19 protein-coding genes are annotated in these 15,023 nt (G+C 69.0%); 10 read left to right on the top strand and 9 right to left on the bottom strand.

Annotation, left to right across the window (positions count from 1 at the left end; genetic code table 11):
• Nucleotides 1-10 precede the first annotated feature (10 nt).
• Entirely contained in the window at nt 11-1,033 is a 1,023-nt protein-coding gene (locus AC6R2M_RS13040) for an ABC transporter substrate-binding protein (protein ID WP_500482803.1), read from the bottom strand.
• Between the two features lie 35 nt (nt 1,034-1,068).
• Here AC6R2M_RS13040 and AC6R2M_RS13045 point away from each other — a divergent pair, with 35 nt between their 5' ends.
• Nucleotides 1,069-2,151 carry an alpha/beta fold hydrolase gene (locus AC6R2M_RS13045; protein WP_500482805.1) on the top strand — a complete coding sequence of 361 codons (1,083 nt, stop codon included), beginning with the start codon at nt 1,069-1,071 and terminating at the stop codon, nt 2,149-2,151.
• On the opposite strand, the gene AC6R2M_RS13050 is transcribed toward AC6R2M_RS13045, so the two are convergent.
• From AC6R2M_RS13050 to lgt, 6 genes are all read right to left on the bottom strand, one after another.
• A complete protein-coding gene (locus AC6R2M_RS13050; RefSeq protein WP_500482807.1) occupies nt 2,138-2,386 on the bottom strand; it encodes a hypothetical protein in 249 nt (82 codons plus the stop codon). The genes AC6R2M_RS13045 and AC6R2M_RS13050 overlap by 14 nt on opposite strands.
• A gap of 58 nt (nt 2,387-2,444) precedes the next feature.
• Nucleotides 2,445-3,377 (bottom strand): ribose-phosphate pyrophosphokinase, encoded by a 933-nt coding sequence (locus AC6R2M_RS13055; RefSeq protein ID WP_500482809.1) that lies wholly within the window; start codon nt 3,375-3,377, stop codon nt 2,445-2,447.
• A 128-nt stretch (nt 3,378-3,505) separates the two neighbouring features.
• A complete protein-coding gene (locus AC6R2M_RS13060; protein WP_500482811.1) occupies nt 3,506-4,657 on the bottom strand; it encodes a M24 family metallopeptidase in 1,152 nt (383 codons plus the stop codon).
• 38 nt (nt 4,658-4,695) lie between these two features.
• Nucleotides 4,696-5,502 carry a peptidoglycan editing factor PgeF gene (gene pgeF, locus AC6R2M_RS13065; protein ID WP_500482813.1) on the bottom strand — a complete coding sequence of 269 codons (807 nt, stop codon included), beginning with the start codon at nt 5,500-5,502 and terminating at the stop codon, nt 4,696-4,698.
• Between the two features lie 32 nt (nt 5,503-5,534).
• Nucleotides 5,535-6,638, bottom strand: a complete 1,104-nt coding sequence (locus AC6R2M_RS13070; RefSeq protein ID WP_500482815.1) for a class I SAM-dependent methyltransferase — start codon at nt 6,636-6,638, stop codon at nt 5,535-5,537.
• Nucleotides 6,635-7,516, bottom strand: coding sequence for a prolipoprotein diacylglyceryl transferase (gene lgt, locus AC6R2M_RS13075; RefSeq protein WP_500482817.1), 882 nt, complete (start codon nt 7,514-7,516; stop codon nt 6,635-6,637). Before lgt ends, AC6R2M_RS13070 begins: the two co-directional genes overlap by 4 nt.
• A gap of 162 nt (nt 7,517-7,678) precedes the next feature.
• Between lgt and AC6R2M_RS13080 the strand changes: the two genes are divergently transcribed.
• The 4 genes from AC6R2M_RS13080 (at nt 7,679) to AC6R2M_RS13095 (ending at nt 10,056) form a co-directional block, all read left to right on the top strand.
• Nucleotides 7,679-7,987 (top strand): accessory factor UbiK family protein, encoded by a 309-nt coding sequence (locus tag AC6R2M_RS13080; protein WP_500482819.1) that lies wholly within the window; start codon nt 7,679-7,681, stop codon nt 7,985-7,987.
• A 403-nt stretch (nt 7,988-8,390) separates the two neighbouring features.
• On the top strand, nt 8,391-8,891 hold the full coding sequence (locus tag AC6R2M_RS13085; RefSeq protein ID WP_500487592.1) for a type III secretion system chaperone family protein: 501 nt from the start codon (nt 8,391-8,393) through the stop codon (nt 8,889-8,891).
• Nucleotides 8,888-9,697 (top strand): pyrroline-5-carboxylate reductase, encoded by an 810-nt coding sequence (proC, locus tag AC6R2M_RS13090; RefSeq protein WP_500482821.1) that lies wholly within the window; start codon nt 8,888-8,890, stop codon nt 9,695-9,697. The genes AC6R2M_RS13085 and proC overlap by 4 nt, the downstream gene beginning before the upstream one ends.
• A 2-nt stretch (nt 9,698-9,699) precedes the next feature.
• Nucleotides 9,700-10,056: a tRNA-binding protein gene (locus AC6R2M_RS13095; protein ID WP_500482823.1), complete on the top strand. Its 357-nt coding sequence runs from the start codon at nt 9,700-9,702 to the stop codon at nt 10,054-10,056.
• Here the strand turns inward: AC6R2M_RS13095 and AC6R2M_RS13100 are convergent.
• The gene (locus AC6R2M_RS13100) at nt 10,053-10,259 is read right to left on the bottom strand and encodes a hypothetical protein (protein ID WP_500482825.1); all 207 of its coding nucleotides are present in this window, start codon (nt 10,257-10,259) and stop codon (nt 10,053-10,055) included. The genes AC6R2M_RS13095 and AC6R2M_RS13100 overlap by 4 nt on opposite strands.
• 48 nt (nt 10,260-10,307) lie before the next feature.
• Nucleotides 10,308-10,679 carry a hypothetical protein gene (locus tag AC6R2M_RS13105; protein ID WP_500482827.1) on the bottom strand — a complete coding sequence of 124 codons (372 nt, stop codon included), beginning with the start codon at nt 10,677-10,679 and terminating at the stop codon, nt 10,308-10,310.
• 353 nt (nt 10,680-11,032) lie between these two features.
• Here AC6R2M_RS13105 and AC6R2M_RS13110 point away from each other — a divergent pair, with 353 nt between their 5' ends.
• From AC6R2M_RS13110 to AC6R2M_RS13130, 5 genes are all read left to right on the top strand, one after another.
• Nucleotides 11,033-11,722 (top strand): 50S ribosomal protein L25/general stress protein Ctc, encoded by a 690-nt coding sequence (locus tag AC6R2M_RS13110; protein WP_500482829.1) that lies wholly within the window; start codon nt 11,033-11,035, stop codon nt 11,720-11,722.
• A 54-nt stretch (nt 11,723-11,776) separates the two neighbouring features.
• The gene (pth, locus tag AC6R2M_RS13115) at nt 11,777-12,484 is read left to right on the top strand and encodes an aminoacyl-tRNA hydrolase (RefSeq protein WP_500482831.1); all 708 of its coding nucleotides are present in this window, start codon (nt 11,777-11,779) and stop codon (nt 12,482-12,484) included.
• Between the two features lie 41 nt (nt 12,485-12,525).
• Nucleotides 12,526-13,629: a redox-regulated ATPase YchF gene (gene ychF / locus AC6R2M_RS13120; RefSeq protein ID WP_500482833.1), complete on the top strand. Its 1,104-nt coding sequence runs from the start codon at nt 12,526-12,528 to the stop codon at nt 13,627-13,629.
• Between the two features lie 69 nt (nt 13,630-13,698).
• A complete protein-coding gene (locus AC6R2M_RS13125; RefSeq protein ID WP_500482835.1) occupies nt 13,699-14,109 on the top strand; it encodes a (R)-mandelonitrile lyase in 411 nt (136 codons plus the stop codon).
• Nucleotides 14,110-14,217: 108 nt separating this feature from the next.
• Nucleotides 14,218-14,988, top strand: coding sequence for an SIMPL domain-containing protein (locus tag AC6R2M_RS13130; RefSeq protein WP_500482837.1), 771 nt, complete (start codon nt 14,218-14,220; stop codon nt 14,986-14,988).
• Nucleotides 14,989-15,023: the final 35 nt, after the last annotated feature.

The raw sequence follows: 15,023 nt of genomic DNA on the forward strand, positions 1-15,023 counted from the left end.
CCTCGCCCGCTCAGTCGATCATCCGGTCGGCCTCGGGCGGCAGATACTGGCCGTCGAAGACGCGGTCCGGCGACGGCGGGTTCTCCAGCCCGACCGACAGGTCGAGAAGCTCGATGGAGCGCGCGAGCTTGTCCTCGTCCACGCCGCCGAAGCCGTTCTCGCGCACGGCCGCCGTCGCGATGTTCATCTCGTTCGCCATTTCCAGGCGCTCGATCTCGGTTTCGAGGTTGAGGATGTTGTTGGCGCGCAGCACCGCCTCGGCGCCGGCCTGCGGATCGGCGATCGCGTCCTTGAAGCCGCGGGTGATCGCGGCCAGCACTCCGCGCACGGCGTCCGGGTTCTCTTGCGCGAAATTCGTGTTCACCATCACGGCGTTGCCGTAGAGGTCGAGCCCGTGGTCGGCCATCAGGATCGGCACGATGTCCTCTTCGGCGACGCCCTGCGCCTTGAGGTTCAGGACGACCGAGAAGGCGAAGCCGAAGACGGCGTCGACCGCGCCCTGCGCCAGCATCGGCTCGCGCACGGGAAAGCCGACGCTCTCGATGGTGATCGAGGAGGTGTCGAGGTCGTTGACCTCCACGAAGGCGGGCCATTGGGCGTAGGCGCCGTCCGGCGGCGGAGCGCCCAGCGTCTTGCCCTCCAACGAGGCCGGGTCTTCGGTCACCCCTTGCGAGGCGCGCCCGACGATGGAGAAGGCCGGCCGCTCGTAGACGATCTGCACCGCCTCGATGGGCTCGTCCGGATTGGTGTCGAGGAACTTGATGAGCGCGTTCAGGTCGCCGAAGCCCATCTGGTAGGTGCCGGTGGTGATGCGCGGGATCGCCTCCAGCGAACCGTTGCCGACGTCGATCGAGACATCGACGCCCGCCTCTTCGAAATAGCCGCGCTCCTTCGCCAGCAGGAAGCCGGCCGCCGGACCCTCGAAGCGCCAGTCCAGCGTGAAGCGGACGGGCGTCAGATCCTGGGCGCCCGCAAGGCTCGGGGCGAGGAGCCCGGCGGCGGCGACGGAGGCGGCGAGAAGAAGTCTGGTCATGGAGCGGCCCAAAGGGAGGAACACGGCGCTCAGTGTTGACGCGCCGCATCCGCTGCCGCAACACGATTCCGCAGGGGCGGGCAAAGGCATGGCGCATCTGCACAGGCGGCGAGCGCGCCGCTCAATCGCGCGCCGCTCCCTGCCTGCCCTGCGAGCAGCTGGAGCGTTTCATGTTCGACCGGCCGACAGTCCTCGAATCGCCGACCGGCGCGACGCTTCTCCTGCGTTCGCAACCGGCCGAAGGGAGAGCGCGCGGGATCGTCCTGATCCTGCATGGACTGGCCGAACATTCGGCGCGCTACGCGCGCCTTGCGCGTGAGCTCTCCGCGCTCGGCTTCCACGTCCATGCCCACGATCATCGCGGCCATGGCGGGACGCGAGCGCCGGACGCCCCTCCCCGCCGCTTTGCCGGAAAGGACGGTCCGGAAGCGGTTCTGCGGGACTGCGAGGCGGTGGAGGCCTTTGCGCGAGCGGCCCATCCGGGCCTTCCCGTCGTCGTTCTGGGCCATTCCATGGGGGCGCTCATCGCCGCGAATCTCGCCGCGCGGCGAGGGGCCGCGCTCGCGGGCGTCGCGCTCTGGAACGGCAATCTCGACCGGGGACCGGACGTCTTCATCGCCCGCGCCCTCTTCCGTCTGGAGCGCATCTATCGCGGCTCGGACGTGGCGAGCGCGCTCTTTCCGGCGCTGACCTTCCGCGCCTGGGCGCGGTCGGTGCCGGACCGCCGCCGCGATGCCGACTGGCTCACGCATGACGAGGGGATCGCCGCCGCCTACGAGGCGGACCCGCTGTGCGGCTGGAACCCGACCGTCTCGCTCGCCGAGGACCTGACCGCCCTCACGCTGGAAGGCGCCGGCCGCAAGGCCCTCGCCGCTCTGCCGAACAGCCTGCCGCTGCATCTTCTGGGCGGCGGCGCCGATCCGGCGACGAAGAGCGGCGCGGCGGTCGGGCGGCTGGCGGCCCGCATGCGGAGCGCCGGTCTGAAGGACGTCACGAGCCTGATCGTCCCCGGCGCGCGGCACGAGACGCTGAACGAGATCGAGGCCTACCGCCGGCCCGCGATGGATTCGCTGACCGCCTGGCTGGAGCGGATCGTACCCCTCGTCAGCGGACGATGATCGGCGCGTAGACCGGGCGCGGCGGAAAGGGATCGTAGAGCAGCGCCGCGCGCCGATCGGCCGCGCGCGAGAGGTCGATCCGCTGCAGGCAGGAGGCGAAGGCGTCGGTCCCCGGCCGGAAGCCGTAGGACCGGCACTGGTTCTCGTCCGCCGCCCGCCGTTCGGCGGGGCTGACGGAGACGCAGCCGGCAAGGGCAAGGGCCGACAGAAGAGCCGCGATCAGGCGCGTTCGCATGGGCGTTTCCTTTCGGCGCCGAGGGCACCGCGAGCCATGCGAGGGATATAGGGAGCCGTCAGTCGAAGAGCGAGGAGACCGATTCCTCGGCCGCCGTGCGCTGGATCGCCTCGCCGAGGAGGTTGGCTGTGGAGACGACGCGGATATTGCCGGTTTCGCGAACGGCCTGCGGCGGCTGGATGGAGTCGGTGATCACCAGTTCTTCGAGGCGCGAGGCCGCGATGCGCGCCGTGGCGCCGCCCGAAAGCACGCCGTGCGTGATGTAGGCGCGAACGCTGGCCGCGCCCTGCTTCATCAGCGCGTCGGCCGCGTTGCAGAGCGTGCCGCCCGAATCGATGATGTCGTCGACCAGGATGCAGTGGCGGCCCGCGACGTCGCCGATGATGTTCATCACCTCGGATTCGCCCGGCTTCTCGCGGCGCTTGTCGACGATGGCGAGCGCCGCGTCGAGGCGCTTGGCGAGTGAGCGGGCACGGACCACGCCGCCGACGTCCGGCGACACGACCATGCAGTTCTCGGCCTCGACATGCGCCTTGATGTCGCGCGCCATCAGCGGGATCGCGAAGAGGTTGTCGGTCGGAATGTCGAAGAAGCCCTGGATCTGGCCGGCGTGCAGATCGAGCGTCATCACGCGGTCGGCGCCCGCCTCGGTGATGAGGTTGGCGACGAGCTTGGCGGAGATGGGGGTGCGCCCGCCGGCCTTCCGGTCCTGCCGCGCATAGCCGAAATAGGGGATCACCGCCGTGATGCGCCGCGCCGAGGCGCGCCGCATGGCGTCGATCATGATGAGAAGCTCCATCAGATGATCGTTCGCCGGATAGGACGTCGGCTGGACGATGAAGACGTCCTCGCCGCGCACGTTCTCCTGGATCTCGACGAAGATTTCCTCGTCGGCGAAGCGACGGACCGAGGCCTTGCCGAGCGGCAGCTCGAGATAGGCGCAGATGGCTTCGGCAAGCGCCCGGTTCGAATTGCCGGAGAAGAGCTTCATGGACTGACCCGCGTCGGATGCTGGAACGCCTTGCGCACCCTTGTCGAGCGCCGCCCGTGGCTTATGGCGGGCTCCATACCAACAACGGGTGAAGAGTCAAAGCGCCAGTGTCGGCATCGCCGAAATGCTTACGACACCGTGACGAGGTCGAGCGGCAGTCTCGACAGCGGCTCCGGCGCGCCGTCGGTGGTCAGATAGGTCCGCCCGAGCGTCATCGCGACGCCCTCCTCCGAATCCATCAGGATCATGTGGGCGAAGAGCGTCATGTTCGGCTCGATGATCTGCGTGTTGCCCGTCATGAACATCTGCGGGTCCATCCAGGACGGGGCGAAGCGCGCGCCGACCGAATAGCCGCAGGCCGCCAGACGATGGCGCACGAGCTTGTGCTCCTCCATCACGCGGGCATGGGCGTCGAAGACCTCGCCGAAGGTGCTTCCGGGGCGCATCGCCTCCTCCACCGCGGCCAGGGCCTCGCGCGCGGCGGCGTAAAGCTCCTCGTGGCGCATCAGCGGCGTGCCGACGATGACGGTGCGCATCGCGGGCGCGTGGTAGTTCGCCTTCACGCCCGCCCATTCGACGGTCAGCTGGTCGCGCGCGTCGAGCTTGCGTCGGCCGGACTTGGAGCGGCACAGGAGCGCGTCGGGTCCGGAGCCGAGGATGAAGGGATTGGCCGGATAATCGCCGCCGAGGCGGAACACCTCGCCCTGCAGCGCGTGCAGCAGTTCGGCCTCGTCGGCGCCCGCCCGCACGAGCGCGAGCATGGCGTCGAAGGCTTCGTCGCCGATGCGGGCGGCTTCGCGCGCATAGGCGATCTCCGCCTCGCTCTTCACCAGCCGCAGCGACGGCACGAGGTCGGAGGCGTCGGAGAGGGTCGCGAAGGAGCCGAGCTTGTCGTCGACGAGCTTGCCGTTGGCCGCCGTCAGCCCGTGCGTCGAGCGCTCGATGCCGACCTTCATGCCAAGGAGGCCCATCTCGTCGCACATGTCGCGCAGTTCGATAGCCGGGTTGGCGCCCGCGCGGTCCCGCCAGACGACGATGGTTTCGATGTTGGAGGTCTGTCGCGCCTGCCGCAGATCCGCCGAGCGGGTGAGAAGCCGCATCTCGCCGTCGGCCTTCACCACCAGACATTGGAAGAAGCAGAAGCCGAACGTGTCGTAACCCGTCAGCCAGTACATGGAATCCTGCGCGAACAGGAGCATGGCGTCGAGCTTGCGCGCCTCCATCTCGGCCTTCAGGCGTTCGAGCCGCCCCGCATACTCCTCCGGCTGAAAGTGCAGCATCGTCCCGTCCCTCGATGTTATGCGTGATGGCCCGGCGCTCAGGCGGTGAGCGCGATCGCCGAGATCTGCCGGCCGTAGTCGGGCTCGCCCCGATGGGTGGTCCGGCGGTAGGAGAAGAAGCGCTCCTCGTCCCCATAGGTGCATGCGCCAACGAAGCCGGCGGCGACCCCTGCGCGCGTCAGGCGCGAAACGATGAGGCCGGGCAGGTCGAACTGGCGCTTGTCGGACGTGGCGCCCGGCGAGAAGAAGCGCGCGGCCTCGGCATCGTTCGCCACGATGTCGTCGGCCATGGCGGCGCCGACCTCGTAATGGCGCTGCGTGATCGTCGGGCCGAGGCTGGCGACGATCGAGCCCCGAGTCGCGCCGAGCCGCTCCATCGCCCCGATGGTGGCCTCCAGGACGCCGCCGACGGCGCCCTTCCAGCCCGCATGGGCCGCGCCCACGACCCGCGCCTGCGGATCGGCGAAGAGCACGGGTCCGCAGTCCGCCGTCACCACGCCGATGGCGAGGCCCGGCGTCGCGGTGACCACCGCATCCGCCTTCGGACGGCTCGATCCGAAGGGCGCGTCCACCGCGACGACCTCCGGCGAATGGATCTGCCAGGGCGTCACGATGTCGTCGGCACCGGCCAGGAAACACGCGGCCCGCCGGCGGTTCTCCGCCACCGCCTCGCCTTCGTCGTCGCTGCCGATCCCGGCATTCAGGCCCCGGTAGATTCCGGTCGAGACGCCGCCGGACCGCGTGAAGAAGGCATGGGCGACGCCGCTCGCCGCGCCCAGTTCGGCGCTCTGCACGACATCATGCTCGGTCAGTTGAGAGGCCGATTCACGGCGTGCGGGCTGCATGGGCGGGATCGTGTGCGAGGGCCGGGGCGAAGTCAATTGGATGTCGGTGTCGCGGCGAAGGGCGGCAAGGGCAGCGCGGCCGAGCTTGCGGCCACCACCTTGAAGAGCGCGCCCATCTCGTCGGCGCCCCGCCCGGCAAGGCGCCGCACCGCCGCCTCGATCGCCCTGCGCCCCGCCTCGTCGGCCGGAGCGCCGAGGCGCCCTGCCCGCTCCAGAAGACCGAGGGCCACCAGGAAGTCGCCCTGCTCCATGACCGGGGAGACCCGCGCCCCTGCTTCACCGAGCGCGCCGGCGAGACGCTCGAAATCGACATGGCTCGTGATGTCGCACGAACCCGGCTCGACGAGCGGATCGGCGAAGCGGTGGCCCCGCAAGGCCTGCAGCGTGTCGCCATAGGCCGAGCGAGCGTGACCGTAGTCGAGGATCAGCGCCGCGCCGGACCGCGCCACGATCGCCGCGCCGATCTCGCTCGCGATCGCCTCGCGCAGCGGAGAGAGTTCGAAGATCGCGCCCTCCTGCGCGTCCTCGGCCGGCAGCGGCAGGGCCTCGGCGGCGACGTTGTCGGCCTCGACGAACCGGAAGCCGCCGTCCTCGCCCGCGCCGACGCGCCGCTCGCGCCAGACCCCGCCGCGAAAGCGGTACTGGCGGACGGCGACGGCGTCGAAGAGCTCGTTGGCGACGAGGAAGAGCGGCAGATCCTCGAGGTCGGAGAAGCGCCGCACGCGCACCGGCGCCATGTCGAAGCGCGACAGGCGCTCGATCTGCTCGGCGGCCAGCCGGTCGCTTGTCTCGATCAGCCTGACGCGGGCGGCCCTGGCGAACTCGACGTCGAGTTGGCGGACCGTCCGCAGGATGTCGGCCATCATCGTGCCGCGGCCCGGGCCGAACTCAGCCAGCACGAAGGGCGCGGGGCGCCCCAGCGCCCTCCAGGCGGCGAGGAGCCAGGCGCCGATCAGTTCGCCGAACATCTGGCTGATCTCGGGCGCGGTGGTGAAGTCGCCGTCCACGCCGATCGGCTTGCCCCGGCTGTAATAGCCGTCTCGACGGTCGAAGAGCGCGATGTTCCAGAAGCGCTCCAGGCTCATCGGCCCCTCGCGCCCGATCGCCTCCGCGATCTTCGCGGGCAGCTCGCTCAAGAGGCGACGGCGCTCCGCTTGGCGATGGCGTCGGCGCTCGGGTTCGCCACCGCCCGCTTGGCCGATGCGATGCAGATGAGCCCGAGCGCCGCCATTGGCAGGGACAGCACCATGCCCATGGTCAGCCAGGAGGTGCCGGCGAGGTAGCCGATATGGGCGTCCGGCAGGCGGAAGAACTCGGAGAAGATCCGCGCGCAGGCGTAGCCGACGAGAAAGAGCCCGATCGTCAGACGCGGCCGATGCAGCGTGTGGAAGCGGTGGATCGCGACATACAGGAGGATGAAGAGCGCGATGCCCTCCAGACCCGCCTGATACAGCTGGCTCGGATGGCGCGGCTCCGGGCCGGCGCCCGGAAACACCATCGCCCAGGCGACATTGGTCGGCGCGCCGTAGAGTTCGGCGTTCACGAAATTGGCGAGGCGTCCGAAGAACAGGCCGAAGGGCACGCTCGCCGCCACGACGTCGCCGAAGCTCCAGAGCGGCACCTTGCGGCGGCGCGCGAAGAGGAGCGTCGCCAGCACCACGCCGATGAGACCGCCGTGGAAGGACATGCCGCCTTCCCAGACGCGCAGGATCGCCAGCGGGTCGGCCATCCAGTTGGCCGTGTCGTAGAAGAGGATGGAGCCGAGGCGCCCGCCCGCCACGATGCCGACCGTGACCCAGAGGATGTAGTCATCGACGTCGTCCTTGGTGATGGGCGAGACCCCGCCCGGCCAGAGCGCGTCCTTGCCCGCGAGGTAGCGCCCGGAAAGCCAGCCGCAGAGGATGCCCGCGACGTAGGCGAGGCCGTACCAGCGGATCGCCAGCGGGCCGATCTCGACCAGAACGGGGTCGATGTTCGGATAGGCGAGAACGCCGAGAATGGAGAGGGTCGACATCGGTAAGGGCTCAGGGCTCGGCGCGTCACTCGCGCGGCAGGTCGCGGTCGGCGGGAGCTTTGGTCGGTGCGGGCTTCCGGGTCAACCGCCGGCGCGCCATTGCCTTCCCTCCCGCGCCCGCCTACCTGACAGACGAAACGGATCCTTGGAGCGACGAGACCCATGAGCACCAGCAGAGGCCCGAGCCGCGTTCTCGACGAGGTCGCCCGGCTCTTCACCGACACGGCCGGCGCCGCGCAGGGTGTGCGCCGCGAGGTCGAGACCCTGGTGCGCGGCCAGACCGAGCGCCTGATCGGCCAGCTCGATCTCGTCCAGCGCGAGGAGTTCGAGGTGGTGCGCGAGATGGCGGTTCGCGCGCGCACCGAGAACGAGGAGCTCAAGCGCCGCATCGCCGCGCTCGAGGCCGCCGCCGGCACGTCCGACGAGACGCAGGCAAAGCCGTTCGACGGACCGACCCCGCCGACGCTCTGACGCCTTTTTCGCCCTCTTCGGGTCAGCCGCCTCCTCGCCGAGGAGACGAAGCGGCAGCCGAGTCAGGCACTTATCCACAGACGCCGGCGCCTTCGCGCCGGCGTTTTGCGTCTGCCGCCGGAGTCGGAAAGCGCTTTTCGCTGAATCGTTTAGGGGGCCGGATTCGCCCTCCGTCTCATGGGCGCCGAACATGAAATGGTTAACAAGCCGTTTCCGGTGTGGCGTGAGGACTCCGTCTGGATACACTGATTCCAAAGGGTGATTCGCGACGGGCGCGTCTCATCGGATGGATGAGGCGGGCGAAGCGGCTCCGGTCGCGGCGCAGGAAGAGGATCGGACGGACGAGGACCCGTCCGGCCCTTTTCGACCGCCGCGAACGATGCGGAACGAGACGGACATGAGAATGCAACTGACCGAGACCGAGATCCGGCGCGGCGCCAATCCGGTGGACACGGTGGAGAACGTCGCCTGCGAGCGCGACTGGAGCTTCGAGCGCCTGTGCGACGACGAACTGTCCGTCGCCGTGAAGGGCCTGCACGGCGACTATGCGGTCTCCTTCTCCTGGATGGAGGAGTGCGAGGCGCTGCACTTCGCCTGCGCCTGCGATCTCAAGATTCCGTCGCGCTGCGAGGCGGAGGTGTTGCGGCTCGTCGCCAAGATCAACGAGGGGCTGCTCGTCGGCCATTTCGACCTCTGGCCGAGCGAGGGCGCGGTGATGTTCCGCCACACGCTGCTCCTGTCGGGCGGTGCCGAGCCCACCGTGCAGCAGGCCGAAAGCCTCCTCGCCTACGGGCTGCAGCACTGCGAGCGCTACATCCAGGCCTTCCAGTTCGTGGTCTGGGCCGGTCGCAGCGCCGAGGAGGCGCTGGCCTGCTCGCTCTTCGAGACGGTCGGGCACGCATGATGGCCTTCGGTCGCGTCCTTCTCCTCGGCGGCGGCAACATGGGCGGCGCCCTGGCGCTCGGCTGGCTGAAGGGCGGACTTCCCGCCGCCGACCTCACGGTGCTCGACCCCAAGGGCGGCTCCCATGTCGAGGCGCTGGTCGCGCAAGGGGCGAAGCACCGCACGGAGCCGGACGGTCTAAACGCCGACATTCTCGTCGTCGCCGTCAAGCCGCAGATCATGGACGCGGCCCTGCCGCCCTTGAAGGATGCGGTCTCGCCGCAGACGCTCGTCGTCTCCGTCGTCGCCGGGCGCACCGTCGCCTCGATCGAGGGGCATCTCGGTCGATGCCCGGTCGTGCGCGCCATGCCCAACACGCCGGCCCTGATCGGGCGCGGCATCACCGGCGCCTTCGCCTCCCCGCGCGTGACCGACGCGCAGCGCGAGGCGGCCGACCGCCTGCTCGGCGCCTGCGGCCCGGTCGAATGGGTCGGATCCGAGCGCGACATCGATGCGGTCACCGCCGTCTCGGGCTCCGGCCCCGCCTATGTCTTCCACCTGGCCGAAGCCCTCGCGGCGGCCGGCGTGACGGCCGGCCTCGACCCGGATCTCGCCCTGCGCCTCGCCCGCCACACCGTCGCGGGCGCGGGCGAATTGATGATCCGCTCGGAGGACGACCCGGCCCAGCTGCGCCGGAACGTCACCTCCCCGAACGGGACGACGCAGGCCGCGCTCGAAGTGCTGATGGGCGAGGACGGCTTCCCGAGCCTTCTGAAACGGGCCGTCGAAGCGGCCCGCGCCCGCGCCGAGGAACTGTCGAAGGGATGAGCATGACGACCGAGACCGTGGCGCCCGAGATCGCCTTCGACGACTTCATGAAGGTCGATATTCGCGTCGGGACCATCGTCGCGGCGGAGCCCTTCCCCGAAGCGCGAAAGCCGGCCTTCAAGCTGCAGATCGATTTCGGGCCGGAGATCGGGATCAAGAAGTCCTCCGCGCAGATCACCGTGCGCCACAGTCTGGACGAGCTCGTCGGGCGGCAGGTGATGGCGGTCGTGAACTTTCCGCCGCGCCAGATCGGGCCGATGCGCTCCGAGGTGTTGACGCTCGGCTTCCCGGACGAGGCCGGCAACGTGGTGCTGGCCGCGATCTCTCATACTGTCCCGAACGGCGGGCGCCTCTTCTAGCCTCGGACGCTCTTGACATCGCTCGGGCGCCCTCCGGGGCGCTCCTCCGGGTCCGGCTCGACGGGCGGCACGTCCCCGTCCGGCTCGCGGATGTCGTCGTCGCCCACGTGATCGCCGCCCGGCAGATCTTCGCCGGGAAGGGAATCCGGCGGCATCGGCGGCCCCTTGGTCGGATCGATGATGTTCGGCTCGATGTTGGACATGGATCAACCTCGCAGGTGTCGGAGCGGGCCGCTCGATTGCCCCCCCTTTCAACCCAACGCGATGACGACGTCGTCCGGTTCCGTCTTGTGGTTCGTCCAGATGCGCACGCGGGTCCGGGTCTGCGGCACGGCCATCGATAGAATTTCGGGGTTGTTGGCATCGAAGATATCGACGCGACGGTCCGGCGTATCGATGTAGCCATCGAAACGTGGCTCCGCGAGGGGATGCGCAACGTCCTCGTAGTCTCCCATCGTAATCGTTGTTGGACCATCCACGTAGTACTGACATCCAACGCTGATACAGGTCCGATTAGCGGCCAAACCGACGTAATCGTTATCAAATGGGAAATCGATATCCTTTACCCCGCTTACGCTGAATTGCGTATACTCCGGGTCGAAAGTTTTCTTCAGAACACTCATCTTTGTCATTTTCTCCTGTAGGCTCCGATCAGGCCGCCTTGGCTGGCACTGCAGGCAGCACAATGTGGATAGATCCGGGTTGGTGTTCCGATCGACTTTGGCACCTGATGGTCGCCTACGAATGAACCGCTCTTGCTTCGTGGATCGGTGCTTCCGCAGCGGTGGCAGTCGAACGCTCGTCCCGGCGCGGCTTGCCCTTTCCGCCTCATTCCGGCTATAGGCACGCCCATCCCGCGCGGACACCCTTGGAGGCAGCGCGGGGGAAGCGGCTCGTCACCCGAGCCGCTTTTCGCCGTTTCGGCCCTCACGGCTGCGCCGGCATCTCCGAATTCAACGCTTGAAGGATTGATCCCATGAGCGAGAGCTACACGGTCAAGGCCGAAGCGCGCGAGAAGGTCGGCAAGGGGGCCGCCAGACATCTTCGCCGCAACGGAATGGTGCCCGCCGTCATCTACGGCGACAAGCAGGAGCCCCTGCCGATCGCGGTCCCCTACAAGGAGACCTTCCTGAAGCTGCACGGCGGCGGCTTCCTGACGACGGTCATCACGATCGAAATCGGCGGCCAGTCGATCAAGGTCCTGCCGAAGGACTACCAGCTCGACGTCGTCAAGGACACGCTCGTCCACGTCGACTATCTGCGCGTCTCCGACCGCACGGTCGTCACGGTCAACGTGCCCGTCCACTTCGAGAACGAAGACGCGGCGCCCGGCATCAAGGCGAACGACGGCACGCTGAACGTCGTCCATCACCAGATCGAGGTCTCCTGCCCGGCGCAGTCGATCCCGGAGGGCTTCACCTTCGATCTGACCGGCCTGGAGATCGGCGACGCGATCCACGTCTCGGCGCTCAAGCTGCCGAAGAACGTCGAGCTGACGAGCGACGAGGACTACATCGTCGCCACGATCGTTCCGCCGATGTCGGACGAGGTCGACGAGGACGCGCCGGTCGAGGGCGAGACCGAGGTCATCGGCGAGTCGGACGCGGATACGGCCGAGGCCGAGGCGAAGTCCGGCGAGGACGCGCAGAAGTCCGAGAACGGCTGATCCGGCGCGCCGCGGCTCTCGCGGCGCGACCCCTGCACGAACGGAGGTCGGGACATGCTGCTCCTCGTCGGGCTCGGCAATCCCGGCCCCCAATATGCCGGACACCGGCACAATATCGGCTTCATGGCGCTGGACGAGATCCACCGCGATCCGTCCTTCTCGCCGTGGACGAAGAAGTTTCAGGGCGAAGTGTCCGAGGGCCGCATCGCCGGCGACAAGGCGCTGCTCCTCAAGCCCCAGACCTTCATGAACGACAGCGGGCGCTCCGTGCTGGCAGCCGCGTCCTTCTACAAGATCGAGCCGTCCAGCATCGTCGTCTTCCACGACGAACTGGACCTGCCGCCCGCCAAGGTGCGCGTGAAGACCGGCGGCGGTCACGGCGGCCACAACGGGCTTCGCTCGATCGACTCGCATCTGGGCAAGGACTACCGCCGCGTGCGGCTCGGCATCGGCCATCCGGGCCACAAGGACCGCGTCTCGCCTTACGTCCTCTCCGACTTCGCCAAGGCGGACAGGGACTGGCTCGAGCCGCTGCTGGAAGCGATCGCCAAGAATGTCGAGCTTCTCGCCCGGGGCGAGGACGCGCAGTTCATGAACCGCATCGCGCAAGGCACGGGCTCGGACGAGCCGGCCTCGGCCAAGGGCGCGGGCAGGAAGCCGGGCCAGAGCCACATCCGGCAGGCGCGCGGGGCGGCCGCGCCGAAGATGCCCGAGAGCGGGCCGCTCGCCGGCATGCTGAAGAAGCTCTTCGGCAAGGATTGAGGCGCGCGACGCGCGCCGGACCATTCAGAAGGATCAAGCAGATGGGCTTTCGCTGCGGCATCGTCGGGCTTCCCAACGTCGGCAAGTCGACCCTCTTCAACGCGCTGACCAAGACGGCGGCCGCGCAGGCGGCGAACTATCCGTTCTGCACGATCGAGCCGAACACCGGCGACGTCGGCGTACCGGACCCGCGCCTGCGCGACATCAGCCGCATCGCCAAGTCCGCCAACGTCATCCCCACGCGCATCACCTTCGTCGACATCGCCGGCCTCGTGCGCGGCGCGTCGAAGGGTGAAGGCCTCGGCAACCAGTTCCTCGCCAACATCCGCGAGGTGGACGCCATCGTCCACGTGCTGCGCTGCTTCGAGGACGACGACATCACCCATGTCGAGGGCCGCATCGACCCCGTGGCCGACGCCGAGACGGTCGAGACCGAGCTGATGCTCTCCGACCTCGAAAGCCTGGAGCGCCGCATCGTTGCCACGCGCAAGAAGGCGCAGGGCAAGGACAAGGAGGCGCTGGCGCAGCTGCCCGTGATGGAGGCCGCGCTCGCCAAGCTGAACGGCGGCGAGCCGGTGCGTGTGCTTCTGCCCTCCCTCGATGCGGAGGAGGCGCGCGAGCTGCGCAACCTCAACCTCCTGACCTCCAAGCCCGTCCTCTACGTCTGCAACGTCGCGGAAGGCGACGCGGCCACCGGCAACGCCCATTCTGCGGCCGTCGCCGCGATGGCCGAGCGCCAGGGCGCCAAGTCCGTCGTCATCTCGGCCGCCATCGAGGCGGAGATCGCCCAGCTGCCCGAGGGCGAGGTCGGCGAATATCTGGAGGCGATGGGGCTGGAGGAGCCCGGCCTCGACCGGCTCATCCGCGCCGGCTACGAGCTGTTGAACCTCATCACCTACTTTACCGCCGGCCCGAAGGAGACGCGGGCCTGGACGGTGCGCCGCGGGTCCAAGGCGCCGCAGGCCGCGGGCGTCATCCACACGGACTTCGAGAAGGGCTTCATCCGCGCCCAGACCATCGCCTTCGCCGACTACGTGTCGCTCGGCGGCGAAGTGGCGGCCAAGGAGGCCGGCAAGGCGAGAGACGAGGGCAAGGAATATCTCGTCCAGGACGGCGACGTGATGCTGTTCAAGTTCAACGTCTGACGACCTCCGGAGGGGTGGACAGCCGCCCCTCCCCCGCCGATGCTCCCGGCTCGCAGAGGAGCGCCACGCATGATCATCTTCAGGAGCGGCTCGCGGCCGTCGAACCGCGCGCCGGCCGAGTATTTCACCGGCACGGTCTGGCAGGACCCGATCGTGGAGGCCGAGGCGCCGGCCCGCCTTCGCGCCGCGCTCGTGCGCTTCGACCCCGGCGCGCGCACGAATTGGCACACCCATCCGCTCGGCCAGACGCTTCAAGTCGTCTCCGGCTGCGGCCTGTTCCAGGGCGCCGAGGGCCCCGTCCGCGTCATCCGGCCGGGCGACACGGTCTGGATTCCGGCGGGCGAGCGCCACTGGCACGGCGCGACGCCGGAAACGTCCATGACCCACATCGCCATGCACGAGGCTCTGGACGGGCGCCATGTCGACTGGGCCGAGCCGGTCGGCGACGAGGATTACGGCGCTCCCCGCCAGGAGAGCTGAGCCGTTAAGCCTGTCCGAAAAGCGCCCCGGTCCCCTGCCGTGTTTGGCCTCAATCGCATGCGAGCTTCGCCTCGTACGATTCCTCCCGCATGGCAGGCTGATTCACCGATGACCCGGTTCCCGCTTCTTCTCTCGGCGGCGCTTCTCGCGACCGCCGCCGCCGCTCCCGCCGTCGCGCAGCCCGCCCCTCCGCCGCCTTCGGCAGGCGCCCCGGCCCCTGCTCCGGAACGCCATTACGTCCGGGTCACCGGTGAGGGCGAGGCGCGCGCCGCGCCCGATCTCGCGATCGTCCAGCTGACGGTGCTGCGCACCGCCGAGGCGGCCGACGCGGCGCTGAGCGAGGCGAACGAGGCGGCCTCGGCCGTCGCGGAAGCCATGCGCTCCTTCGAGATCGAGGACCGCGACCTCCAGACGGGCGGCCTCTCGATCACCCCGCAATATCGCTACGAGAACCGTCCGGACGGCACGAGCGTGCCGCCGGAGATCATCGGCTACGAGGTCCGCAACTCGCTGACCGTGCGCGTGCGCGACCTCGACCGGCTGGGCGAGATTCTCGACCGGGCGGTGGAGCTCGGCGTCAACCAGGGCGGCGACATCAACTTCCAGATCGAGGACACCTCGGAACTGGAGAACGAGGCGCGACGCGACGCCTTCGAGCAGGCGCGCCGCAGTGCGCAGACGCTGGCCGAAGCGGCCGGGCGCACGCTGGGGGCGGCCACCGCCATCTCGGACGAGAGCGCGAGCTACGCCCCGCCTCCGCCCATGCCGATGATGGCCCGCAGCATGATGGCCGAAGCCGCGCCGGGCGGTTCGGTGCCGGTGGAGATCGGCGAGAACACCGTCACGACGCGCGTCCAGGTCGTCTTCGAGCTGAACTGATCGTCTCGCTCCGTCCGCCGATGGTCCTCGTCGAC

The sequence above is a fragment of the Aureimonas sp. CAS genome, from assembly GCF_059838215.1.